The following is a 23,450-nucleotide window of genomic DNA, read 5'->3' as shown; positions in this document are numbered from 1 at the left end:
AGGCCTTACCGTGGTGACTGTCGGCAGAAGCAGACATTAATTCGATTCATTTCCTCAACCGCTCGCTGCATTAACAAAAGAAGCTGGCTCCTCGATTTCAGGGGAGCCAGCTTTATATTTCTACCGGAAATTCGGCGTCGGTTTATTGGCGTACAGCTTCAATCGAACCCAGATCATATTGATGATCAGCAGACTGCCGGATACGACGAACAAACCTTCAATGCCGATAAAGCCGGACAGAAAACCGCCGATGACCGCGCCCAACATATTGCCGAGGGCAAGGGCGCTCGTATTGAATCCGAAAGCACGGCTTTCCATGCCGTCCGGCGTGTAGGACCGGATTAGGGCATTGACGCTCGGGAGCAGACCCCCCATAAATACGCCCATCATGAAACGGACGATGATCAGCTGCCATACGGAGGTTACGAAGGCCTGCGGGATTAGCGTAAGGCCCGTACCAATGAGAGCGAACGTCAGCACCCGGTGGGCCCCCACTTTGTCGCTTAACCGTCCGAGCAGAGGGGCGGCAATCATGTTGGACAGACCCGTTACCGCGATGACAAAGCCTGCCCACAGGGCGATATCCACGGAAGTGCCGTGAAGCTTCTGCACGTAAAGGGGCAGAAGGGACATCGGGCTCATCATCGCAAACTGAAGCAGAAAGGTAACCGTGAACAGGGCCGGAAGTTGAGGCGTATGGTTAAGCTCCTTCAGGCCGGCAAGCACCGAAGCCTGCGGCACGGCCATGGCTTCTTCGCGGTTGAATTTCTCATTGACCAGAAACAGAGCGAGCATCGATGCGATAAAAATAAGCGACCCCGTGATGAAAAATATCGGACGGAATCCGACCCAGTCCGCCATAAAGCCGCCGATCAGCGGTCCCAGAATCGTGCCGGCGACCTGGCCCGACTGCATGATACCCATGGCAAAGCCCATCCGGTTCTTCGGGGTTGTGCCGGAAACGAGCGAAATGGCGGCGGGATTAAAGCCTGAGATCGTGCCGTTCAGCAGGCGCAGAGCCAACAGATGCCAGGGATGCGTGGCAAATCCCATGCAGGCGATGACCAGCGCCATGCCGAAGCCCGATCTGAGGAGCATCAGCTTGCGACCGTATTTATCCGCGACCTTGCCCCATATCGGTTGAAAAATGAACGAAGTCAGGAAGTTTGCGGCAAAGATCAATCCTGCCCAAACCCCGATTTCATGTTCGCCGACCACGTGCAGATCCTGTGCAAGATACAGAGTCAGGAAAGGGGTGATCATCGTCATCCCCGCGTTGACCAGAAATTGCCCGAACCAAAGCACAATGAGATTGACTTTCCACGAATTCAATGTGCTCCTCACTTCCTTTCTAAGCTGTCCAATCTGGATAGCGTTGTTTAGAGCTCGAAAAAATGCCGTTCTTTCAGTATAACACATTTTAAAATACCCCGAAGGTAAACAATGTCATAGTATTGTCATCCGATTTTCATATGAAGTCCGTCCAAGACGGTTGTTACTGACTTTTAAAAAGGGCATAATGTTATCTAGGAACTTTATATACGTTAATGGGGGCCTAATGATGACATACCATGATCAGTTTATCCGAGCCTGCCGTAAGCAGGAAGTGAGCCATGTTCCCGTGTGGTATATGCGGCAGGCGGGGCGCTATGATCCGGAATACCGTGCCATTAAAGAGAAATATTCGCTGCTTGAAATTTGCAGTCAACCGGAGCTGGCCGCGGAAGTGACTTTAATGCCGGTCCGCAAGCTTGGCGTTGACGCTGCCATCCTATATTCGGACATTATGAATCCGGTGGCCTCGATCGGCGTCGATTTTGATATCGTCAAAAATATCGGACCGGTTATCGACAATCCGATCCGCAGCGCAGCCGATGTGGAGCGGCTTACTCCGATCGATGTCGAGGGAGACCTGGGCCATGTGCTTGAAACGATCCGCATCCTTGACCGTGAGTTGGATGTCCCTCTCATCACCTTTGCGGGCGCGCCGTTCACGATCGCCAGCTATCTAATCGAAGGGCGCCCATCGAAAAATTACATACGCACCAAAGAGATGATGTACAGCGAGCCGAAAGTCTGGTTTGCTCTCATGGACAAGCTTGGCGACATGGTTATCGCTTATTTGCGTGCCCACGTGGTAAACGGCGGCAAGGCGTTTCAGCTGTTCGACAGTTGGGTCGGAGCGCTTTCGCCGAAAGATTTTCAAGCGTATGTTCTTCCAACCGTTACCCGTATTTTCGCCGAACTTAACGATTTGAATGTACCTAAAATATATTTCCCCGGCGTGAGTTCGGGAGAGCTGCTCCCAACGCTTCACCATTTAAAGGCCGACGTGATCGGCCTGGACTGGAGAGTATCCATTTCGGAAGGACGTAAGCGTTTAAACGGAAAGTTTGCGGTACAGGGCAACCTGGATCCGACGGTTTTGACCGGACCGATGGAAGTCATAAAACAGTACGCCAAGGATATCATCGATCAGGGCATTCAAGAGCCGGGTTATGTGTTTAACCTCGGCCATGGTCTTTTTCCCGAAGCATCCCTTGAAAAGCTGCGCGAGCTGACGGACTACATCCACGAATACTCCGCGGAGGCGCTTAAGACCGTCGTCCGTCCGTAATCGGTTTAATAATATACAATACGATTATTCAATAACCAGAGGTGAATGGGATGAACAATAAGATTGGTGTATTGGTGATGTCCTACGGGACGCCGGAAAGCATGGACGGAATCGAGGCGTATTACACGCACATCCGGAGAGGAAACAAGCCGTCGGAAGAACAGCTCAAGGAACTGACCGACCGGTATGAAGCGATCGTGGGAGGGGTATTCCCGCTTCGTGAAAACACCGACCGGCAAGTTCGTTCGCTGCAGGAGACGCTGAACCGCGATCCTCGCTCGGAGGGCGTGGAGTTCGTATGCTACCAGGGGTTAAAGCACGCTGCTCCATTCATCGAAGACGGAGTGGAGCAGATGGTAAAGGACGGTATCAAGCAGGCGGTCGGCATCGTGCTGGCTCCCCACTATTCGGTCATGAGCGTCGGCTCCTATATCAAGCGAGCCCAAGCAAAAGCTGACGAGCAAGGGCTGAATATTTCCTTCGTCGAAAGCTATCACGTTCATCCTATGCTGATCGACGCTCTCGCGAAGCGGGTCAGCGACAAGCTTGACCAGTTTGAAGAGGCGGGTGCGCTCCGCGAGAGCGTCCGCGTCTTATTCAGCGCGCACAGCCTGCCGGAGCGGATATTGTCCATGGGGGATCCGTACCAGGATCAGCTGCTTGAAACTTCCAAGGCCGTAGCCGAAAAAGCGAACACCGGAAAGTGGCAGTTTACGTGGCAGAGTGCCGGACGGACGAACGAGCCGTGGCTCGGTCCGGATATTCTCGAAACGCTTCAAGAGCTGAACAAAGAGCAGGTGGAGGATGTGCTGGTCGCTCCGATCGGATTCGTCTCCGACCATCTGGAAGTGCTGTACGATCTCGATATAGAAGCGAAGGCGATCGCCAAAGAAATGGATATGCGCTTGGAGCGCACCGAATCGCTGAATAGCGACCCGCTTTATATGGAGACCTTAAGCGATTGCGTCATCGCCCGTTGGAAACAGGGATAGCACATCGAGTCCAAAGTTGAAGTCTGTATTATCAGCGGCCCTCCGGCAACCGGGGGGGTTCTATTTTTTGCAAGTATCTTGGTATAATGAAAATAGTATGAAAGTTTGCAACGTAGAGAAAAAAGGGGGGACTTTTATGTACCCGTCTCGTACAGATAGAAAAAAGGCGGAGGATCAGGCTAAGCATATGCGGCAGCTGCGGTTTTGGACAGCGGTGAACATCGCGTTAATCGTGGTTGTCGCTGCATTGCTGATATATTATTTTAAGGAGTGGGGAGGATAAGCAGGCGGGAACGAAGCGAGCCTATCGATTCAGGCGTGCGCGAATCCCGAATACGGGAAAATGGCGGTTTTCATACCATTGGGTAAATGTATAACGCAATCATATAGGCGGCGGACTGTCGACGACATATAGGGGAAATCAACATGACTGATCGAAATGGTTCACAAGGAGGTCCTGGCATGAACAATTTATGCGTGGCTCACCGCGGGTTCTCGGCCAAAGCGCCGGAAAACACACAGGCAGCCATCAAATTGGCTATGGATGAACCTTTTGTTAATTGGATGGAGATTGACGTACAGCTGACACGGGACGGGGTTCCGGTTGTCATTCACGATTTCAGCGTAGACCGGACGACCACGGGGAAAGGCAAGGTCAAGGATCTGACCTGGCAGGAAATTCGCAGAATGGACGCAGGGCTTTGGAAGGGAAGGGAGTTCCAAGGGGAGCAGGTTCCTTCCCTGGACGAGGTGCTGCAGCTTGTCAAAGGGCGCTTGAAGCTGAACATCGAACTTAAAACGAGCGGCGACATGTATCCCGGGCTGGAGGAGAAAGTGCTGGAACGGATCCATGCCCACCAGATGATATCCGATGTCGTTCTCACTTCATTCGAGCCGAAAGCCCTGCTTCGTGCCAAGCAGGTGGACCCCGACGTGAAGGTCGGCCTGATTATTGACGCCCATCCCCGGGACTTGTTAACCCGTTTAAAAAAAAATCGGCTGTTCATTTCTGTCGATCGGCTATTCTCACCTTGACGCCGGATTTGCGGCTGAATTGCTGCGGAACGGCATCACGCCGATGGCCTGGACGGTGGATGACAAGCGAAGCATGGCTGCCCTGGCCAAAATGAACCCGGAAATCATGATATGCACCAATCGGCCCGATACGTGGGGACAGCTGTTTTTGAACAGGGTTGCGCCCCGGATCCCTTTTTGGCGCAAATGGAGAGGATGGTTTTAGAATGTGTGCTTTAGTTAACAACGTATACTGCGTCGGTCGCAACTACCGACTGCATGCCGCAGAACTGGGGAATGCCGTGCCTGACGAGCCTATGATCTTCATGAAGCCTTCCCATGCGGTTGTCCCGTTGGATGGCAGCAGGCTCGCTATGCCTTCAGGGCGCGGAACCCTCCATTTTGAGGGGGAAATCGTCATTCAGGCCGCCAAGGCGTATAAGCCTGGCATGACGGTGGACGAGCTGGTCGAGGTCATGGCATTAGGGATCGATTTTACGCTTAGGGATGTACAGTCCGTCATCAAGGAAAAGGGCCATCCTTGGATGGCGGCGAAGGGATTCAAAAATTCGGCGCCGCTGACGCCGTACATTACTTTCCCGGGAAATGAAGGGATCCTGAAAACGGATTTTACGATTATGAAAAATGGTTTGGAAGTCCAGCGGGGCAACGTCGGAGAAATGATTTTCTCCCTTCAGGATATCATCGATTACATCGGTCATCACTATGGTCTTGGGGAAGGCGATCTCATTTTTACCGGAACCCCTGCAGGCGTCGGTCCCGCAGAGAGCGGAGATGTGTTTGAGCTGTTCTGGGGAGGGGTTCGCCTCGGTCGCTGCGAAATCGGGTAAACGGATTTTTAATGAACGGGGGAGTTCATTTGAACTGGCTAATTGGAACCGCTGGCGCACTGATCGTTGCGGGGGCGGCATACAGGAAAAGATCATTATCGCTCTCCGGAGCGGCGGCAGCGGTTCTAATGGGCGCGGTATACTACGGAGCAGGGAACCTGTTTTGGTTTGGAACCCTGCTTCTTTTTTTCATCACGTCCACGGCACTGTCGAAATACCGGCAGGGCAGCAAGAGCGACCTGGAAAAATCCTACGCCAAAACAGGGCGGCGGGACGCCGGCCAGGTATTTGCCAACGGCGGATTGGGGATGGTTCTATGCCTGCTGAATTTCCTCTTTCCCCTTGAGGCGTGGAACCTGCTGTTCATCGGCGTCATGGCGGCGGTCACCGCCGATACCTGGGCAACGGAAGTCGGAAGCCTCAGCCGGAAACCTCCGAGGTCCATTTTAAACGGCAAACCACTGCCGGCGGGCACATCCGGAGGCGTATCGTGGCTGGGTTCGTTAGCTGCGGCGGCTGGAGGAATAACCATCGGTGCAGGAGCCTGGGTTCTTGGTTTGTGGACGGATATGGGGCCGGACTTTCCGAAGTTTGCCGCTGCAGGCCTGGTAGGCGGATTGGCGGGGGCTTTTTCCGATTCCTTGCTGGGGGCGACGGTTCAGAACATGTACCGGTGCGGCGTATGCGGCAGAAGCGTGGAGGTTCCCCTTCACTGCGGACAACCAACCTTCCGCGCGGGAGGATGGAACTGGGTAACCAACGATGCCGTCAACCTGATCAGCTCGGTCATCGGCGGCGCGGCTGCCTGGTTGGCTGCAGGCGTGATGTAAAGAGTCTTGCGGGAGCCTTGTCCTTCGACAGCGGCTCCTTTTCCATGTTATGATGTAGTACCGAGGAAGAATTTTAACCAAGATAAACGGATTTTCAAATTTAGATACAAGTAGGGAATAATGACATGAATATCATGACCGTCGAACAACTGTCCAAAAGCTATGGTGATAAAATATTGTTTCGGGATGCTTCCTTTGGCATGGAGGACCAGGACAAAATCGGTGTGATTGGGGTGAACGGAACGGGCAAATCGACCTTTCTAAGGGTGATTGCAGGGCTTACGCCTGCCGATTCCGGCAAAATATCGATCGGAAACCGGATCCGGATCCAGTTTTTGGCCCAAAATCCCGATTTCGAACACGACAACACGGTTTTGCAGCAGGTTTTCTCGGGAGATCTTCCGGAAATGAAGGTCGTCCGTGAATACACGGAAACGATGGAGCTCTTGGAGCTTCAGCCGGACAGCAAACCGCTGCAGGAGAAGCTGCTGAAGCTTAACCAAACGATGGACGCTCTGCAGGCCTGGCAGCTGGAGAGCGATGCCAAAACGATCCTGTCCAAGCTCGGAATCCGCAGCTATGACGCGAAAATGGGGACTTTATCGGGGGGGCAGCGAAAACGGGTAGCCTTGGCCGCCGCTTTGATTCAGCCGTCCGACCTCCTGATCCTCGACGAGCCGACCAACCATATCGACAATGACTCCGTGGCCTGGCTGGAGCAGTATTTGCAGAAACGCCGCGGCGCGCTGCTGATGATTACGCACGACCGTTATTTTCTTGACCGCGTGGCGAACGTGATGCTGGAGCTGGACCATGGGCGCTTGTTCCGCTATGAAGCCAATTACAGCAAATTTCTGGAGCTGAAGGCCGAACGGGAAGAGAGGGAGGCGGCGTCGGAACAGAAGCGCCAAAACCTGCTCCGTAACGAGTTGGCCTGGATTCGGCGCGGCGCCAAGGCTCGAACGACCAAACAGAAGGCCCGCATCGACCGTTTTGAGGCCCTGAAGAACCAGGAGCTCCTTCACTCTTCAGGGGAACTGGACGTCTCCGTGGCATCGACACGGCTGGGCCGCAAAATATTGGAGCTGGATCATCTTCATAAACGCGCGGGAGACAAAGTATTGATTGAAGATTTGTCCTATATTGCCGTACCCGAGGACCGAATCGGGATCGTCGGTCCGAACGGCAGCGGAAAATCGACATTGCTTAATCTCATCGCCGGAAAGCTTGAACCCGACAGCGGGGAGATTGCCCTTGGTCAAACGGTCAAGCTCGGTTATTTCACGCAGGAGCACCAGGATATGGACGACAGTCTCCGGGTGATCGAGTACATCAAGGAGGAAGCCGAGGTCGTCCGTACGGCGGACGGCTCGTCCATTACGGCCGCCCAGATGCTGGAGCGGTTCCTGTTTCCTCCCGCCATGCAGTGGACGCCCATTGCCAAGCTGTCGGGCGGAGAGAAGCGCCGGCTTTATCTGCTGCGAGTGCTGATGAGCGCACCGAACGTGCTTCTCCTCGACGAACCGACCAACGATCTGGACATTCAGACTTTGTCCGTCCTGGAACAGTATTTGGACGAGTTTCCGGGCGTGGTGATCGTCGTGTCCCATGACAGGTTCTTTCTGGACCGGACGGTGGACAAAATCATGGCCTTCGAAGGCGGTGGACGTATCCGCGTCCATGTCGGCTCCTACAGCGAGTATGCCGAGTGGATGTCCCGCAACGCGGGAGGCGGCGGGTCTTTGCCTCAAAAGGCTGATAACGCAAGCCGGTCCGCAGGGAAGGAACAGGGAGAATCAGCGGTTGCTTCCAGGGATACACGGAAGGATGCATCGAGAGAGAAGCTGAAATTCAGCTACAAGGAACAGCGCGAATACGAGCAGATCGATGATCTGATCGAAGCCGAAGAGAACCGAATGGCGGAGATCCAGAGCGAGATGGAGGCCGCTGTCAGTGACGCCGTGCGGCTTCAGGAGCTGATGAGGGCTCTTCAGGAGAGCGAGGCCGAGCTGGAACGGCTGATGGAGCGGTGGACGTATCTGAATGAACTGGCGGAGAAGATCGAACAGAGCAAAAACGGATAGCAGCCCCATCCTTAAAACATCAAACAGGGACGGTCCCCAGGTGAATATACCTTGGGGAACCGTCCCTATTTTTTTCAAAAGATAAGAAAGCATAAGTTATCTTTATCGCTAGGCTTCCATTTGTGACAGAAACCGCTATCGGTCACAGGATGTACGTCGAAGTCGCTTCCGGCTTGTTACTTTACATAAGCGGCGAGCAGCTTGGTTGTGTTCAGCACGGCCTGCTTGTGGGTGCGCTCCATGGCATGCGACGCATGGACGCCGGGCCCGATCAGAGCGGCACGGATATTGCTGCCGGCAGAAAGAGCGGCGGATGCGTCGGAGCCGTAATGCGGATATACATCCACAGCATACGGAATGCCTTCCGCTTGCGCAAGCTCGATCAGACGTCCCGTCATTTCGTAATCGTAAGGTCCCGAAGAGTCTTTGGCGCAAATCGAAACGTCGGTCTCCTTGCAGCTCAGGTCATCCCCGATGCAGCCCATATCTACGGCAATCAGCTCTTTTATGTCGGAAGGAATGTACGCCGCGCCATGACCGACTTCCTCATAGTTCGAAATGAGGATTTTTACGTTGAAACGGGGTTTCCAGCCTTCCCGTTTCATGGATTCCAGCACGCCGAAGAGGGCCGCTACGCTTGCCTTGTCGTCAAGATGGCGCGATTTGATATAGCCGCTTGGGGTAATGACCGCCCGGGAATCAAAGGAGACAAAGTCTCCCACGGCGATGCCAAGCTTCTTCACGTCGTCGGCGCTATCGACCAGCTCGTCAATGCGGACTTCCATATGAGCTTCCTCGCGGCTGAACGTGCGCGCATCGTCATAAACGTGAACCGAAGGCTGCGTGGTCAGGATGGTTCCGGTGTAGGTTTTCCCGCTGCGGGTATGGATGACGCAGTATTCATTCTCGATACTGTTCATCATGAAGCCTCCGACCCTGGTCAGGCGCAGAGTGCCTTCAGACTTGACTGCCCGGACCATGGCGCCAAGCGTGTCAACATGCCCGCTGAGGCCGACGGTCCGGCTTGTATCCTGACCCTGTACGGACAGGATGGCTCCGCCTTTTTTCGTTTCGGCTGACGTTAACTCCCAGGGAAGCGGCCTCTTTTTCGATTACTTTCATGATATGGCCGGTAAAACCGGTCGGGCTGGGCGTATCCAGCAGTTTTTTGAGCAGGGACAGGATATAAGTTTCATTCGGTTGAATGGACACGATAAAGCGCTCCTTACAAATAAAATATAAAGCTTCCCGAACATAACGGGAAAAACTTTGGTTTTACGGAGATGGGCCTTATTCGGGAAGCTTGTCCTCTTCTTCAGGCTTGGGTTCCGTGTTTTCTTGAAGTTCGGGGGTGTATCCCGTAACCTCCTGAATATGTATGAGCTGTGCCGCAAGAGATTTAATCTCTTTCTGCATCTGGTACTGCCGGTAAATTCCGTACGATCCGACGATTAGGCCGCCGATCAGCGTGCAGCCGATAATAAGCAGGATCAAAGGAACGCTGAATGTTCCGAACAAAAGATTGACTGATACCGGATCGACGTTGATCACAGCGAATACCGCGGTAAGCAGCGCGAACAGGAGACCGGCAATGAGCGACCATTGCATTTTCATATGGACACCTCCTTCCATAACAGTATAAAATCCCCTGCCTCGGGGGGCAAGGGATTTTATGGGCGTTTATCGCACAGTCTTCTCGAAGGACATGCGGGTCATTCCTATTTGGTGAGCTCTTCCATTTGGGAGATTACGTCTTCGAACACGCTCATCGCTTCGCGGATCGGTTCCGGAGAGGACATATCCACGCCCGCCTTTTTCAGAATGTTGATGGAGTAGTCGCTTCCGCCGCTCTTCAAGAAACCCATATAGCGGTCAACGGCTGGTTGCCCTTCCTCAAGAATCTGTTTCGAGAAGCTGGTCGCCGCGGAGAACCCGGTCGCGTATTTGTATACGTAGAAACTGTTATAGAAATGGGGAATACGTGCCCATTCCATCTCGATATCCTTATCTACCGTCATGTCCTTGCCGTGGTACTTCACGTTCAACTCATAGTAGATATCCGAAAGGTCCTGCGGCGTGAGCGATTCTCCGCTTTCGGCGCGCTCGTGAACGATTTTCTCGAACTCGGCAAACATCGTTTGACGGAACACGGTCGTGCGGAACTGATCCGCGTAGTACGTGAGCAGATACATTTTTTCTTTGGGGTCGGTGGACTTCTTCAGGAGATAATCCATCAGAAGAGCCTCATTGGTCGTCGATGCTACCTCGGCCAGGAAAATGGTGTACTGCGCGTCACGGTATTTCAGGTTGTTGTCCGAGTAGAAGGAGTGCAGCGCATGACCCATTTCGTGGGCCAGGGTGAACATGCTGTTCAGGTTGTCCTTATGGTTCAGCAGCACGTAGGGATGGGTGCCGTAAGCTCCCCAGCTGTACGCGCCGGTACGTTTGTTTTCGTTCTCGTACACGTCGATCCAGCCGTCGTCATAGCCGGACTGCAGGTTCTTCAAATAGTCCTCGCCCAGCGGATGCAAGCCTTCCTTGACCGTCTTCTTGGCTTCTTCATAGGTGATGTCGAGTTTGTACTCTTCCACCAGCGGAGCAAAAAGGTCGTACATATGCAGCTCATCCACGCCGAGAAGCTTTTTGCGAAGCTTCATATAGCGGTGAAGGAGCGGCAAGCTTTCATGGATCGTGTCGATCAGGTTGGTGTACACTTCTTTCGGAATATTGTCGCCGTAGAGGGCCATTTCCAAAACGGAAGGGTATTTGCGGACACGGGAGTAAAAAATGTTCTTGTTGACGTTGGCGCTTAGGGTTGCGGCGATCGTGTTCTTTTGCTTGCCGTAGGTTTCATATACTGCCTTGAAGGCGGCTTCCCGTACTTCTCGGTTGGGATTCTCCAGGAGCTGGATGTAGCTGCCGTGCGTAAGCTCGACTTCCTTGCCGTTCTCGTCTTTGATTCTCGGAAACTTCATATCGGCATTGTTCAGCATGCCGAAAATGGTTTGCGGGGCGGAAGACAGGTTGCCTACCTGGGCAAGAAGCGCTTCCTCGGTTTTGGAAAGCACATGCGCTTTCTCGCGCTTCATTTCGGTCAAGGTGAAGCGGTAATCCGCAAGCGAAGGGTCCGCGATCAGCTTCTCCAGCTCGCTCTCGCTCAAAGCAAGAATTTCAGGGGTAATAAAGGAGAGGGCTTCTCCCACTTCGACGTTCAGCTTTTTGGCCTTTTGGGTAAGAGCCTGGTATGTAGGATTAGCCGTGTCTTCATCATGATGCATATGTGCGTAAACGAAAAGGCGCTCGGCATGCAGCGATACCTCGTCCTCCAGCTCGAAGCATTGCTTGATCGCCTCCGCGTTTGTCAGCTTCCCTTGAAAGCCCTTTACGTTTGCGGTCAGGCGTTTCACTTCATTGTAAGTTTCATCCCAAGCCTTCTGGTCGGCAAACAGATCCTGCAGCTTCCATTGATGCTCGGGCTTAACCTCGGAACGCTTCAATACTTTTTCCATGGTAGTCCTCCTTATTTGATGATCGTATGATATAGTCCGGGCCGACTCGGCAGAGATGTCGGGACAGGGGATGGGGAGCAGACTGAGCGCGAGCGTCAGGCTTATGGCTTTGGCTCCTCTCATGGGCAGGACCTCCTCGATAATATGCATCGAGCGATAGTATGCCGCGTCCCCTTCGATTTCATCCTTTGCTTATGAGGAACCCAGATCGAAAAAACTGTATACAATAAGGAAAAAGGCAAACAGGATCATGACGATGGAAGTAATGGCCATCCCCCTCCGGAGACTCGCCGGTATGCGGTCCTTGTTCATGATCATGATCAGCCCCAGGCTGAAGGCCAAAATAATGAAGATGACAACGTTCGTATAGTCCATCGGCTACACCTGTTTGAAGGAATTCATGATATCTTTCCATTCCTCCTCGCGGCCTTCGTACTCCTCTTTCGGAAACCGGTTCTGCGCCCACTGCATCAGTGCTGGGCGGCTCATGAACGTATGCGTTTCTTCGCCCCACTGATCCGAAATTTCGCGCAGAACGATATAGCGGCCCTGAACCTCGACCGTCATCATGTTCCATTTGTCTTTTTTTGTATATTTCATGTTTTTTGATCATATGCATGTCTCCGTTTACAATTGGGCTTTTGGGTAAATGATAACGCACCCTTGGTCCTAAAGCAAATCGGAAAACTAAAAAATATGCTTGGGGAGGAAAATGACGGATTGCATTGTCAGAAAACATGGGATATAATATGGATATTCGCCATAGATGGCGGTATTTTAGGAGGTTGTTCATTTGAAAGGTACAGTTAAATGGTTTAACGCAGAAAAAGGTTACGGCTTCATTCAAGTTGAAGGTGGCGAAGATGTATTCGTACACTTCTCCGCAATCCAAGGAGACGGCTTCAAAACTTTGGAAGAAGGCCAAGCGGTTGAGTTCGAAATCACAGAAGGTAACCGTGGTCCTCAAGCAGCCAACGTAATCAAACTGTAAGTTAACTCCGGGTAACGGGGATCTTATAGATTAAGATGCTTCTTAATCACATATTTGTTTACTAAGGCATGAAGACACAGTTCCATTCGGAACTGTGTCTTTTTGTATTTATCGGGACAGGGCCCGCCAATGCAAGGAACAGGAAAGCCAAGTTAGCCGGAATGCGGCTAACTGAGCGAATCGGCGTAATGATCTTCCGGTTTGGCAAACAAGTGCCTTCCCAAGAAGCCCAAAAACGCGAGGAACGCAAGGGCGGTGGCGATATAGTAAAAGGTAGGCCGCCCGGCGTTTTCAAACAAGGCGCCTCCGAAAGTGCCGCTGAGCAGCCCGGAAGCGCTCGACCAGAAGACGGTAAACAAAGCCATGCCCGTAGCCTGGTACCGCCCGGGAACGAGACGGGTAATATAACGGACGGCCGTGACGTAAAAGACCCCGAAGGTCACGCTGTGGAGACTCTGGACCGCAAGGACCGCTATGGGGTCGGCAGCCAGCCCCATAAGCAGAAAACGGAGGGCATACATCAGGCTGGCAAAACCGAGAAGAGGCAGCTCCTTGATTTTGTCTCCGTATTTGCTAAGCAAAAAGAAGATCGGGATTTCGCTTGCAGCCGAAAGCATGAGAGACCACCCGATCAGTCCCTCGCCCGCCCCAAGCTGGGATAGGGTCAGCGTGAGAAAGGCTTCATTCATCCGGTGTCCAAGCGCGAGACAAAAGACGCATATGAAAAACCAGACAATCTCTTTGGAGCGGAGCACCTTTAAGAGATCCGACATTTCCATTCCCCCGGTCCGCTGCACAACGCCGTCGCGGAGAAGGAGAGAGATCAGAAACGCGGCGCTTCCGATGACGATCCCGATGCCAAGCGCCCAATCAGCCCCAGAAAGGCTGATGACGTAACCGATAACGAGGGCGAACAATGCGTAGCCCAGCGAGCCGAATACCCGGATGACCGTAAAGCTGCGGCCGTAACGCCTTGCGGTTTGAATGGCCATCGTATCCGCCAGCGGGTAGACGGGATAATAGAAAAAATAAAACAGGCTTATGATCAGAAATACGGCACCGAAGCGGGATGCCTGCGTCATGATGAGAAGCAGGAGCAGCTGGCTGCCGATGAGCGCGATCATGATTTTTTTTATGGTCCGGTATTTATCGCTCACGATACTCCAGATCATGTTGGAGAACATCGAAATCAGCGGCCCGACCGCATACAGGTAACCGATTTGGGTGCTGCTAAATCCCAGTTCTTTATAGTATAGAGGAAAATAGGAGATGATAAGCGCGGTTGTTCCGAATATGGTGAACATGAAGGCGCGAAGCCAATTTTGGTCCGGCCTCGGCCCGGCGGTCGTTTTCATGAGGTTTTGCTCCAATCTGTTGATGCCTTGCGTATAAAGGAATTTTAATAAAGTCAAAAATGAACAGTGTCAAGTATACCACAGAACGGGCATAGGTGATGGAAGCGAATAATAAAATGTAAAGATTTTTCTGAAAAATGAATTGTTTTCGCAAAAATAAATGAAAAACATTCTCCAAAATAACGAAAACGATATTTTCAATGATGTGTGTAATTTGTACAAAAGGGTCGATCATATTATAATAGGTTTGATTTGGATAGGTATAAAAAAGACAACCATGTGGAGGCAGAGTTCATTGAATGATCAAGAGCTAAGCCGTAAAGTTCCGCGCAGTCCGGTCAGCCTCATGAGAAGGGTCTACAAATTTATTCTTCCGGAAGTTGCGGTTGAACTGGAAAAATGGCGGCGGGACGCCGAACGCATTCCCGATGACGAACTCCGAAAGCAGGCGCTCGCAAGCATTGAAACCAAAAGGTTTCATTGTCAGGGCGGTGCGGTATATGCCGCTGCTAGCCTGCCGGACAAGCATATTTTGATTCCTTTGATCGTGGCTTACCAGACGATCAGCGATTATCTGGATAATTTATGCGACCGCAGCACTTCCCTGGATCCTGCCGATTTCAGGCAGCTGCACCAGTCGATGCTGGATGCGGTAACGCCGGATTCGAAGCCCGCGGATTATTATGCGCTCCGTTCGGAGAAAGAAGATGGCGGGTACCTTGAACGCCTTGTACAGGCTTGCCGGTCCTGCATCAGCCAGCTCTCGGGATATGAAGCGGCCAGACCTTACATCAGGGACTTGGCAGAGCTGTATACGGACCTTCAGGTGTATAAGCACATTCACCCGGAGAAAAGAGAGGCTTCGCTCCTGGAATGGTGGTCAAGCCATGCTCACCGTACTCCTCACCTGAGATGGAATGAGTTTGCAGCAGCGACGGGCTCTACTCTTGGGGTATTCATGCTGTTTTTGGCGGCAACCGACCCGTTTCTCGACGACCGGGATGCGTCTGCCATTCACGCTTCTTACTTCCCCAATGTATGCAGTCTCCACATTATGCTGGATTATCTGATCGATCAGGACGAAGACAGGTTGGGCGGCGATCTTAACTTCTGCAATTATTATGAAGACGCCGATACGATGCTGAACCGTATCGCTTCCATAGTGGAGTGGGCACGGAAGGATGTTGCGGCAATTCCCTCAACTTCTTTTCATCGGATGATCATTGAGGGGTTACTGGCTTTATATTTATCCGATCCCAAAGTCAGCGAGCAGCAATTGGTTCGCTCCGTGTCCAAGCGGTTGATGAAGAGAAGTCCGATGACTCGTCTATTTTTCTTCGTCAACAGCCGATGGATCCGAAAGCATAAGAATGAGTGACATTAAGGAGGAAGATGAACATGGCAGGAATTAAAAAAAATTGCAGTTTTAACCAGCGGCGGCGATTCCCAAGGGATGAACGCGGCACTGCGGGCCGTTGTGCGCAGCGGGTTGTACCACGGGCTTGAGGTATACGGGATTCAGCGCGGCTATCAGGGTCTGCTGAATAACGAAATTCATAAAATGGATCTACGCAGCGTAGGCGACATTATCCAGCGCGGGGGCACCATTCTTCAGTCCGCACGCTGTCCGGAATTCAAGACGCTTGAAGGCCAGCAAAAGGGTGCGGATATCCTGAACGAACACGGCATTGACGGATTGGTCGTCATCGGCGGCGACGGTTCGTATCAAGGGGCCAACAAGCTGAGCAAGCTGGGCATCAAAACGATGGGTCTGCCGGGTACGATCGATAACGATATTTCGTTTACCGATTATACGATTGGCTTCGACACGGCTGTAAGCGTGGTCGTCGACGCCGTGAACAAGCTTCGCGACACGATGTCCTCCCACGCGCGTTCATCCGTTGTCGAGGTTATGGGACGCCATTGCGGCGATATTGCCCTGCACGCGGGCCTTGCTTCCGGCGCGGAAACGATACTGGTTCCGGAGGTTCCATACAACATGGACGAAATTGCGGACCGGATGAAGGATAACTTCTGCAACGGCAAGCGCCATAGTATCGTCATTGTAGCCGAGGGCGTAGGCAAAGGCGAAGATGTGGCGAATGCATTGAAAGAGCGTCACGCATCCATCGATGCCCGCGTAACGGTTCTGGGACATATTCAGCGGGGCGGAGCTCCAACTCCGTTCGACCGCAATCTGGCGAGCCGCCTCGGCGATTTCGCGGTTCGCAGCCTGATTGAGGGACATTCCGATAAAGGCTGCGGCATGATCAAAGGCGAGCTCGTACTTACGGACATCGATAAAGTCGTCAATACGAAGAAAGAGTTCGATATGGAACTGTACGAGCTGGCATTGCGCCTGTCTCAGTAATGCAGCCATGACAAGCCCTGCGGGAGATCCCGCGGGGCTTTTTCCAAATTTGAGAGGGGCGGGGGAATCGGATATATGTATTTATACCGTATGGAAGTGCTAAGCGATCAAGGGAAGCTGGTAGTAATCACTGCGGCAGAGGATGAGGAAAAAGCTTTTCATGCTGTGGATGAACATGTGGAGCGGCATTTTCTGGCAATGCCGGAGATCCGGGAGGTAACCCTGTTGGAGAAGAAACGTTTGACGCCGGGTGTGGCTTATGTGATTGAAACAGGTTTGTAAAAAGGGAGGTTTGGCCGTTTTCGATTGCAGGCCGCTCTTTTTTTTGATAAAAACGAGGGCGTCCCAGGTCAATGGACCTTTTGGGACGCCCTCGTTTTTTTTCGCGAACGCAATGTTTGTTTATTTTGCTGCCGCAAGACTGGTTTCCGCGTATTTGCGCTGCACTCTGACCAGACGCAGGAGGAGCAGAACAGCTCCCACGGCAAGGCCGGTGATCAGGCCGATCCAATAACCGTAAGCCGCCAGCTCCGTATAATTCGCCAGCACATAGCCGACAGGCAGTCCGATCACCCAGTAGGAAAGAAAAGCTAGCATAAAGGCGATATTAACATCTTTGTAGCCTCTAAGCGCCCCCTGGGTCGGGGTTGCGATGGCATCGGATATTTGAAAGAAGATTGCGTACAGCAGGAAATGTTGGATCAGCTCCACGACTTGCGGCTCGTTGGAATACAGTCCTGCTACCTGCCGGCCGGCCGTAAAGAGGATAACCGCCGTGATAAGCGACAGCACGACTGCCGCGCCGATCCCGAGCTTGGCGTACTGCCGTGCATCCTTCATTCGTTTGGAACCTGCTTCAAAGCCGACCAGGATCGTAAGGCTCATGCAGATGCTCAGCGGAAGCATGTACAGCGTCGATGCAAAGTTCATGGCGGCCTGGTGCGCCGCAATCGTCATGGTGTCGAAGCTGCTCATAAGAAGCGTGACCGCGGCAAACACAGCCGTTTCGAAAAAGATCGAGAAACCGATCGGAACCCCGATTTTCAGCAATTCTTTCCACGCTTTTAAGGATACGCGGGGAAGGCTTCGGAACATGCGAAAGTCGGAAAAAGGATGCATGCCATGGATGACGAGGGCCGCGATCAAAAAACACGATCCAGTAAGTAATCGCGGAAGCGACGCCGGCGCCCACGCCCCCAAGCCTTGGAAATCCTGCAAGACCGTAGATAAACAGGGCATTCAGCGTAACGTTGACGGGCAGGGAAACAAGCGTGATCGCCATGGACATGCGGGTTTGCCCGAGGCCGTCGATAAAACTCCGGAGTACCGTGTAGCCAAAAAGAGGGATGATGCCGGTCGATATTGCCGCCAGATAGTGTAAAGCAATCTCCCGAACGGCAGGCTCTACACTCATGCCGTTTAATACGGCCGGGACGACCGCATAGCCGATGCCAAGCACCGCGACAGATAGTATGACGGCAAGCCACAAGGCTTGAATAACCTGATAAGAAACTTTATCTTCCCGCCTTGCGCCTATGAATTGGGATACGATGGGGGTTATTCCCATCAATACGCCGCTGAGCCCGGTTTGGACCGGGATCCAGATGCTGGTGGCAATCGCAACCCCCGCCAAATCGGCAGAGCTGAACTTGCCGGACATGTTCGTGTCAAAAAAGGTCATGGCCGACAAAGCCAACTGGGTTATAAGGATCGGCAGCAGAATGACGGCAAACTGCTTTGCTTTTTGACCTAATGTGTGCGTAGTATTCATGATTGAAAGCCTTCTTTTTAAAGTAATAATAATGGCGGACAATTCCTTATTGTATCGCAGAGTTACACAATTAACAAATCCTGCCGATATAAAAGGGCCCGGCACTGGCTGCCGGGCCTTCCGGATATAGAAGCAATGATGGCGGTTTGTCGGTTACTTGTAATTGACGCCCTGGGTATAGCGGTTGGCTGCATTCCAGAGCAAATATTCATCCACTTTCATATCGTGAAGAGCGCGGATTTGTTCTTCGATTTCCTTTTTGCCGTATTTGGCATAGTTGCCGCTGCCAAGCCAACTGGCCGTGAAATCCTGAATCCATGGCCGGATGATCGGTTTGTAGGAACCGAGCGGGTCGAGCTTCTTGTGCGTATCTTTCATGGAGCCCTTGATGGTCCGGTAGGGAGCCTTGTCCGGCACCTTGGAGCCAAACCAGCCGGTTGTATAGTGGCTCGGATAAACCATCGGGCTGATGACGTCCACATGCTTGGAGATTTTTACAAAGTCCTGGCCGATTCCTTCCGCGGCGGGAACGGACGCCGCGTATCCGAAAATGTCGACGGATACCCGGATGCCGAGCGGAGCAAGTTCCTTGCGGGCGTATTTAACGAAATCCGAGACGATATCGACCCGGGAACGGTTATTTTTCGTATATTTCAACGAATCGGCCCGTTTTTCAAATCCTTCCGGGAAACGGACGTAATCAAACTGGATTTCTTTGAATCCGAGCTTGGCCGCTTCTTTGGCGATTTCGATATTGTAATCCCAGACCTCTTTGCTGTACGGATTAACAAAGCTGTCTCCACCGCCGTTTTGCCATACGCTGCCGTCGCCTTTCCGGAAAGAGAGCTCGGGATTCTTTTTGGCGAGGACGGTGTCTTTGAATACGACAACCCGGGCGATCGGATAAATGTCATGTTTTTGCAGTCTGGACATGAGCTTGTCTATGTCCTTGATGAACGGCTGGGACTTGCCCATTTCCTGAAGCTTGGGATTATCCGTTTTGTAGGTTATGTATCCTGCATCGTCCTTGATGTCGATCACCATGGCGTTGAGATCGGTTTTGTCAACGAGCTTCACGAGCTGTTCCATACGGGATCCGCCGGCGCTGTAGGCCGTAACGTAAATCCCCTTGACCTTGGGAGCTTGCTCCTGGGGATCCGCTTTCACCGTCACGGATTCCGAGCCGGCATTTCCGGATTGCTGCTGCACGATGGCCGCGTTTACCGAATTTTGCAGCAGACTAATATGGCCCTCCGACGGGCTGACCGCGCCCATGCCGCCCGCAGTCCAAATGAGTAAAGCCAAGATGATGTTCATAATGATTTCTCTCCCTTGCGTACATTCACTACATGATTATAAAGGAACGGAAGACAATAAAAAGAACAGGTTTGTTACATTCTTACAACCGATGTGTAACAGGGATTTTTACTTCTATCCGGTACCTAGTTTTTTTAAACGGAACGGGAGCGATTCAAACGGGGACAGTCCAGATTATGGATCGATTTTTTCAGGGCAACGGATGGGGCAAGGGAAGAAATCGTCTTCCTCCTATAATAAAAAAATGCCGCTTCTCCACGGGGTACCGGGAGAAACGGCATTACTCCAAATCTTTTTGCATAAGATCGAAAAATCAATGAAGATGAGCATGGTCCTGGTGCTCGCAAATACTGTATTGGATGATCTCCAAGGCGTCTTCCTCTTCCAGAATGCCGAGCCCGTCCCTTAACACGATCATGGAATTCAGCTCGTTTTGCCTAAAGAATGGCAGCAGGTCCGGAAACCATTTCAAGACGATTTCTGACAGTTTTACCGTTTCCATTTCCACAAAAATCACCCTTTCCTTCCTTGTTATTAGGCTAGGCAGGACGTTTTTTCTTAGTAAAACGGAAAAGCAAATAAAAGATGCCGGGGAATGGCCTGGGTAGAGCTTAACAATATTTTAGGAACCGCGCACTAATATTATACCACAAAAACATTTTTATCTCACAAAACCAAGAAGAATTCAACCTCTGCGGAATTGCCCCATCACGGCTACGGTCTCCACAATATTCACAAAGGCTTGGGGATCGGTTTCCTTAATGATGGTCTTCAGCTCGGCCAGTTCATACCGCGTCGTTACCGTCATCAGCATATCTTTTTCCTTATGGGTGAAGGCGCCTTCGGTTTTGATCTTGGTCACGCCGCGAGGACGCTTCAAAAGTTTTTCCAGCAGGGCATCCGTCTGGTCGGTTACAATATATACGGTAACTTTAATGTGATTGATGTGGAGCAAATCGATCATACGACCCGTTACGTATATGGACAGCATGGAGGCGAGCGCCAGATTCCAGTCATTCTCCAGATAAGCCACGGCCAAAATAACGATCGCATTCATCCCGACCAGCACGGTTCCGACCGGGAAGTCCCGGTAACGCGTCACGATGGACCCGATGATATCAAATCCGCCGGTTGATCCGCCAACCCGGAACGATATGCCTGCGCCAACGCCGACAAGGACACCGCCAAAGACGGAGGACAGAAGCATATCCGAGGCTACGGCTTTGACCGGAATGAATTCGAGAAGAACGGTCACCGTCACAACAGATAAAACGCTGAGCCCGATAAATTTCTTGCCGATCTGGATCCATCCTGCGATGAGGATGGGGATATTCAGGACAAAATACATAACGCTGATATTGAACGGGGAAAAATAACCGATCAGCATGGCCAGGCCGGAAACGCCGCCGCTGAGCAAATGATGCGGAATCAGGAACAGGTTAAATCCGCACGCGATGACCACCCCGCCGAATAAAATGGCAAGGTAGCTCCAAATACGCTTCAACAAAAGGATCACCTCAGGTAATAGTATGACTAAAAGGAGCTTGCTGGTATTCCGCATTAGTTTTGTGATATAATGTATTGGATATTCTTGAGTAGTTCGTTACAATGATAACTTTGCATGCTTATCAGGATGATTATACATTAGCCGACCTTCGGACTGGCGGCAACATAAATTAACGGTCCACCCTCATGCAGAAAATCCTGCGGGCCGGGAAAGCCTATAAACGTCACCGCTACTTAAGAATACAGAGAAGAAAGTGGGATGTCCACTAGATAGAAGGAGTATGAACCTATTGAAAACATTTGCAGACTTTGGCCTGGAGCCGCGCGTGCTTCAGGCAATAACAGAGCTTGGCTTTGAAGAAGCCACTCCGATTCAATCCCAATCCATTCCGATTGCCCTCTCCGGGAAAGACATGATCGGACAAGCACAGACAGGCACAGGCAAAACCGCAGCTTTCGGCCTTCCGCTGATTTCCAAAATTTCAAGAGAAGAGGAGCGCATTGTCGCTCTGGTCATGACACCGACACGCGAACTTGCCATTCAGGTCGCCGAAGAAATCGGCAAATTATCCAGATTTAAAGGTATCCGCAGCCTTCCGATTTACGGCGGTCAGGATATCGGCCGCCAAATCCGCGCCTTGAAAAAGAAGCCCCAGATCATTATCGGCACACCGGGTCGTTTGCTTGACCACATCAACAGAAAAACCATTCGCCTTGACGATGTGCAGACGGTCGTTCTGGACGAAGCCGATGAAATGCTGGATATGGGCTTCATGGACGACATCCAGTCCATTTTGAAAATGGTGCCGGAAGAACGCCAAACCTTGCTGTTCTCGGCAACCATGCCTCCTAACATTCATAAGCTTGCCCAACAGTTTTTGAAAGACCCGGAGCATGTTTCGGTTATCCCTAAGCATGTAAGTGCTCCTCTGATCGACCAGGCCTATATTGAGGTGCCGGAACGTCAAAAGTTCGAAGCCCTCAGCCGTTTGATCGACATCGAATCCCCTGAGCTTGCCATCGTCTTTGGACGCACGAAGCGCCGCGTCGACGAGCTTGCCGAAGCGCTCCAAAAAACGCGGGTACTCTGCGGACGGCTTGCACGGCGACCTGTCCCAGCATCAGCGGGATACCGTTATGCGCAAATTCCGCGACGGAAGCATTGACGTACTCGTAGCGACAGACGTTGCGGCGCGCGGTCTCGACGTGTCCGGCGTCTCTCACGTTGTGAACTTTGACCTTCCGCAGGATCCGGAGAGCTATGTACACCGTATCGGACGTACGGGCCGTGCCGGTAAGGAAGGAACAGCTTGGTCTTTCGTTACTCCGCGGGAAATGGATCATCTTCATTTCATCGAGCGGGTAACGCGCCACCGCATTCCGCGCAAGCCTTTGCCGACGATGGCCGAAGCGATCGAAGGCAAACAGCGCATTATTGCGGAACGCGTTCTTGATATTATCGAGAACGGCGAACTGAACGAATATAAAGGACTGGCCATCCAGCTTCTGGAGCAGTATGATTCCGTTCAACTTCTGGCTGCGGCCATGAAGCTGCTGACAGGCGACGACAAGAAAGAAGCGGATATCCAGCTGACACCGGAAGATCCGATCCGCGTGAAGCGCCGGAAGCCGGACATCCGCAGCGGGCGCAAGCCGAGCGGCGGATATAACGGCCGCAGCGGCGGCTACAACCGTGACCGAAACAGCGGCGGCGGACGCGGCGGATACTCCAAGGGCGGTTACAACCGCGAGGGCGGCTATAACCGTGAAGGCGGAAGCTACAACCGCGACCGCAGCGGCAGCGGCGACCGCAAGCCCCGCTCCTACAACAACGACCGCAGACCGAACCGGAGCGGCGACGATTCGTTCAACAGCTAAGCTGCCACAGGTTAAACAATGAATAGACGGAGCACCGCCCGATCGGCGGTAGCCCCGTCTTTTTTTTCATTTATTAAATCCGTCATTTTTAATTTAGATGAAAGCACGAGTGATAATGACCAGCAGGATGAAAAGGACAAGGATGATACCTACGGTAGAACCGTAACCATAACCATAACCAGCACCTGAACCTGAACAAGACATGAAACTTCAGCTCCTTTTCCTTAAGGATTATTAATTGGTGTTACGTCCCTATAGTATGGGAGCTTTCGCTTTCCGGTATGGACTGCAGCCCGTTTAAGGCAAATTAGGCTCTGGTCATGGATGTGCAAAATAAGGTATATTAATAGATACAGGCAACTTT

General features: G+C 52.1%; 19 protein-coding genes and 5 pseudogenes. 12 read left to right on the top strand and 12 right to left on the bottom strand.

Features of this window, described 5'->3' with window-relative positions; genetic code table 11:
• Positions 1–120: 120 nt before the first annotated feature.
• Positions 121–1,332, bottom strand: a complete 1,212-nt coding sequence (locus XI25_RS16265) for an MFS transporter (RefSeq protein WP_046679493.1) — start codon at positions 1,330–1,332, stop codon at positions 121–123.
• A 229-nt stretch (positions 1,333–1,561) separates the two neighbouring features.
• On the opposite strand from XI25_RS16265, the gene hemE reads away from it, so the two are divergent.
• From hemE to XI25_RS16235, 7 genes and pseudogenes are all read left to right on the top strand, one after another.
• Complete coding sequence (gene hemE / locus XI25_RS16260; protein ID WP_046679492.1) at positions 1,562–2,617, top strand: uroporphyrinogen decarboxylase; 1,056 nt, start codon at positions 1,562–1,564, stop codon at positions 2,615–2,617.
• A 50-nt stretch (positions 2,618–2,667) separates the two neighbouring features.
• The gene (gene hemH, locus XI25_RS16255) at positions 2,668–3,609 is read left to right on the top strand and encodes a ferrochelatase (RefSeq protein WP_046679491.1); all 942 of its coding nucleotides are present in this window, start codon (positions 2,668–2,670) and stop codon (positions 3,607–3,609) included.
• A gap of 136 nt (positions 3,610–3,745) precedes the next feature.
• Complete coding sequence (locus XI25_RS33400) at positions 3,746–3,892, top strand: hypothetical protein (protein WP_160308925.1); 147 nt, start codon at positions 3,746–3,748, stop codon at positions 3,890–3,892.
• A 179-nt stretch (positions 3,893–4,071) separates the two neighbouring features.
• Positions 4,072–4,849, top strand: a pseudogene (locus tag XI25_RS16250) (glycerophosphodiester phosphodiesterase).
• A 1-nt stretch (position 4,850) separates the two neighbouring features.
• A complete protein-coding gene (locus XI25_RS16245) occupies positions 4,851–5,474 on the top strand; it encodes a fumarylacetoacetate hydrolase family protein (RefSeq protein WP_046679490.1) in 624 nt (207 codons plus the stop codon).
• Positions 5,475–5,503: 29 nt separating this feature from the next.
• Positions 5,504–6,304 (top strand): DUF92 domain-containing protein, encoded by an 801-nt coding sequence (locus tag XI25_RS16240; RefSeq protein ID WP_046679489.1) that lies wholly within the window; start codon positions 5,504–5,506, stop codon positions 6,302–6,304.
• Between the two features lie 125 nt (positions 6,305–6,429).
• On the top strand, positions 6,430–8,388 hold the full coding sequence (locus XI25_RS16235; protein ID WP_046679488.1) for an ABC-F family ATP-binding cassette domain-containing protein: 1,959 nt from the start codon (positions 6,430–6,432) through the stop codon (positions 8,386–8,388).
• 176 nt (positions 8,389–8,564) lie between these two features.
• Here the strand turns inward: XI25_RS16235 and XI25_RS16230 are convergent.
• From XI25_RS16230 to XI25_RS16210, 5 genes and pseudogenes are all read right to left on the bottom strand, one after another.
• Positions 8,565–9,600: pseudogene (locus tag XI25_RS16230) on the bottom strand (M42 family metallopeptidase).
• Between the two features lie 78 nt (positions 9,601–9,678).
• Positions 9,679–10,002, bottom strand: a complete 324-nt coding sequence (locus XI25_RS16225; protein ID WP_046679487.1) for a LapA family protein — start codon at positions 10,000–10,002, stop codon at positions 9,679–9,681.
• Between the two features lie 104 nt (positions 10,003–10,106).
• A complete protein-coding gene (gene pepF, locus XI25_RS16220; protein ID WP_046679486.1) occupies positions 10,107–11,897 on the bottom strand; it encodes an oligoendopeptidase F in 1,791 nt (596 codons plus the stop codon).
• A gap of 192 nt (positions 11,898–12,089) precedes the next feature.
• Positions 12,090–12,272 (bottom strand): hypothetical protein, encoded by a 183-nt coding sequence (locus tag XI25_RS16215; protein WP_046679485.1) that lies wholly within the window; start codon positions 12,270–12,272, stop codon positions 12,090–12,092.
• Positions 12,273–12,275: 3 nt separating this feature from the next.
• A pseudogene (locus XI25_RS16210) lies at positions 12,276–12,510 on the bottom strand (hypothetical protein).
• Between the two features lie 180 nt (positions 12,511–12,690).
• Here XI25_RS16210 and XI25_RS16205 point away from each other — a divergent pair.
• Positions 12,691–12,888 (top strand): cold shock domain-containing protein, encoded by a 198-nt coding sequence (locus XI25_RS16205; RefSeq protein ID WP_036624279.1) that lies wholly within the window; start codon positions 12,691–12,693, stop codon positions 12,886–12,888.
• A gap of 167 nt (positions 12,889–13,055) precedes the next feature.
• Here the strand turns inward: XI25_RS16205 and XI25_RS16200 are convergent, their stop codons facing one another.
• Positions 13,056–14,243: an MFS transporter gene (locus XI25_RS16200; RefSeq protein ID WP_046679484.1), complete on the bottom strand. Its 1,188-nt coding sequence runs from the start codon at positions 14,241–14,243 to the stop codon at positions 13,056–13,058.
• Positions 14,244–14,538: 295 nt separating this feature from the next.
• On the opposite strand from XI25_RS16200, the gene XI25_RS16195 reads away from it, so the two are divergent.
• The 3 genes from XI25_RS16195 (at position 14,539) to XI25_RS16185 (ending at position 16,896) form a co-directional block, all read left to right on the top strand.
• Positions 14,539–15,621, top strand: a complete 1,083-nt coding sequence (locus XI25_RS16195; RefSeq protein ID WP_046679483.1) for a tetraprenyl-beta-curcumene synthase family protein — start codon at positions 14,539–14,541, stop codon at positions 15,619–15,621.
• 39 nt (positions 15,622–15,660) lie between these two features.
• Complete coding sequence (pfkA, locus tag XI25_RS16190; protein WP_268794529.1) at positions 15,661–16,614, top strand: 6-phosphofructokinase; 954 nt, start codon at positions 15,661–15,663, stop codon at positions 16,612–16,614.
• A 75-nt stretch (positions 16,615–16,689) separates the two neighbouring features.
• Complete coding sequence (locus tag XI25_RS16185; RefSeq protein ID WP_046679481.1) at positions 16,690–16,896, top strand: DUF3906 family protein; 207 nt, start codon at positions 16,690–16,692, stop codon at positions 16,894–16,896.
• A gap of 120 nt (positions 16,897–17,016) precedes the next feature.
• On the opposite strand, the pseudogene XI25_RS16180 reads toward XI25_RS16185, so the two are convergent.
• From XI25_RS16180 to XI25_RS16165, 4 genes and pseudogenes are all read right to left on the bottom strand, one after another.
• A pseudogene (locus XI25_RS16180) lies at positions 17,017–18,385 on the bottom strand (MATE family efflux transporter).
• A gap of 153 nt (positions 18,386–18,538) precedes the next feature.
• Positions 18,539–19,702, bottom strand: a complete 1,164-nt coding sequence (locus tag XI25_RS16175) for a putative glycoside hydrolase (protein ID WP_046679480.1) — start codon at positions 19,700–19,702, stop codon at positions 18,539–18,541.
• A 313-nt stretch (positions 19,703–20,015) separates the two neighbouring features.
• Positions 20,016–20,204 carry a hypothetical protein gene (locus XI25_RS16170; protein ID WP_200901442.1) on the bottom strand — a complete coding sequence of 63 codons (189 nt, stop codon included), beginning with the start codon at positions 20,202–20,204 and terminating at the stop codon, positions 20,016–20,018.
• A gap of 183 nt (positions 20,205–20,387) precedes the next feature.
• Complete coding sequence (locus XI25_RS16165; protein WP_046679479.1) at positions 20,388–21,209, bottom strand: YitT family protein; 822 nt, start codon at positions 21,207–21,209, stop codon at positions 20,388–20,390.
• Between the two features lie 289 nt (positions 21,210–21,498).
• Between XI25_RS16165 and XI25_RS16160 the strand changes: the two are divergent.
• A pseudogene (locus XI25_RS16160) lies at positions 21,499–23,086 on the top strand (DEAD/DEAH box helicase).
• 93 nt (positions 23,087–23,179) lie between these two features.
• Here XI25_RS16160 and XI25_RS32235 read toward each other — a convergent pair.
• Positions 23,180–23,290: a sporulation protein YjcZ gene (locus tag XI25_RS32235; protein WP_082112395.1), complete on the bottom strand. Its 111-nt coding sequence runs from the start codon at positions 23,288–23,290 to the stop codon at positions 23,180–23,182.
• Positions 23,291–23,450 lie beyond the last annotated feature (160 nt).

Origin of the sequence: Paenibacillus sp. DMB20, from assembly GCF_000987955.1 — a bacterium.
Taxonomy (GTDB): domain Bacteria; phylum Bacillota; class Bacilli; order Paenibacillales; family Paenibacillaceae; genus Paenibacillus_AQ.
Note: the sequence above shows the minus strand (reverse complement) of the source record. Positions and strands in the feature narration are given on the sequence as shown.

Coding starts and splice junctions, on each gene's coding strand:
- hemE (WP_046679492.1), top strand. CDS start 1,562: ATGACATACCATGATCAGTTTATCCGAGCCTGCCGTAAGCAGGAAGTG.
- hemH (WP_046679491.1), top strand. CDS start 2,668: ATGAACAATAAGATTGGTGTATTGGTGATGTCCTACGGGACGCCGGAA.
- XI25_RS33400 (WP_160308925.1), top strand. CDS start 3,746: ATGTACCCGTCTCGTACAGATAGAAAAAAGGCGGAGGATCAGGCTAAG.
- XI25_RS16245 (WP_046679490.1), top strand. CDS start 4,851: ATGTGTGCTTTAGTTAACAACGTATACTGCGTCGGTCGCAACTACCGA.
- XI25_RS16235 (WP_046679488.1), top strand. CDS start 6,430: ATGAATATCATGACCGTCGAACAACTGTCCAAAAGCTATGGTGATAAA.
- XI25_RS16225 (WP_046679487.1), bottom strand. CDS start 10,002: ATGAAAATGCAATGGTCGCTCATTGCCGGTCTCCTGTTCGCGCTGCTT.
- pepF (WP_046679486.1), bottom strand. CDS start 11,897: ATGGAAAAAGTATTGAAGCGTTCCGAGGTTAAGCCCGAGCATCAATGG.
- XI25_RS16215 (WP_046679485.1), bottom strand. CDS start 12,272: ATGGACTATACGAACGTTGTCATCTTCATTATTTTGGCCTTCAGCCTG.
- XI25_RS16200 (WP_046679484.1), bottom strand. CDS start 14,243: ATGAAAACGACCGCCGGGCCGAGGCCGGACCAAAATTGGCTTCGCGCC.
- XI25_RS16185 (WP_046679481.1), top strand. CDS start 16,690: ATGTATTTATACCGTATGGAAGTGCTAAGCGATCAAGGGAAGCTGGTA.
- XI25_RS16175 (WP_046679480.1), bottom strand. CDS start 19,702: ATGAACATCATCTTGGCTTTACTCATTTGGACTGCGGGCGGCATGGGC.
- XI25_RS16170 (WP_200901442.1), bottom strand. CDS start 20,204: ATGGAAACGGTAAAACTGTCAGAAATCGTCTTGAAATGGTTTCCGGAC.
- XI25_RS32235 (WP_082112395.1), bottom strand. CDS start 23,290: ATGTCTTGTTCAGGTTCAGGTGCTGGTTATGGTTATGGTTACGGTTCT.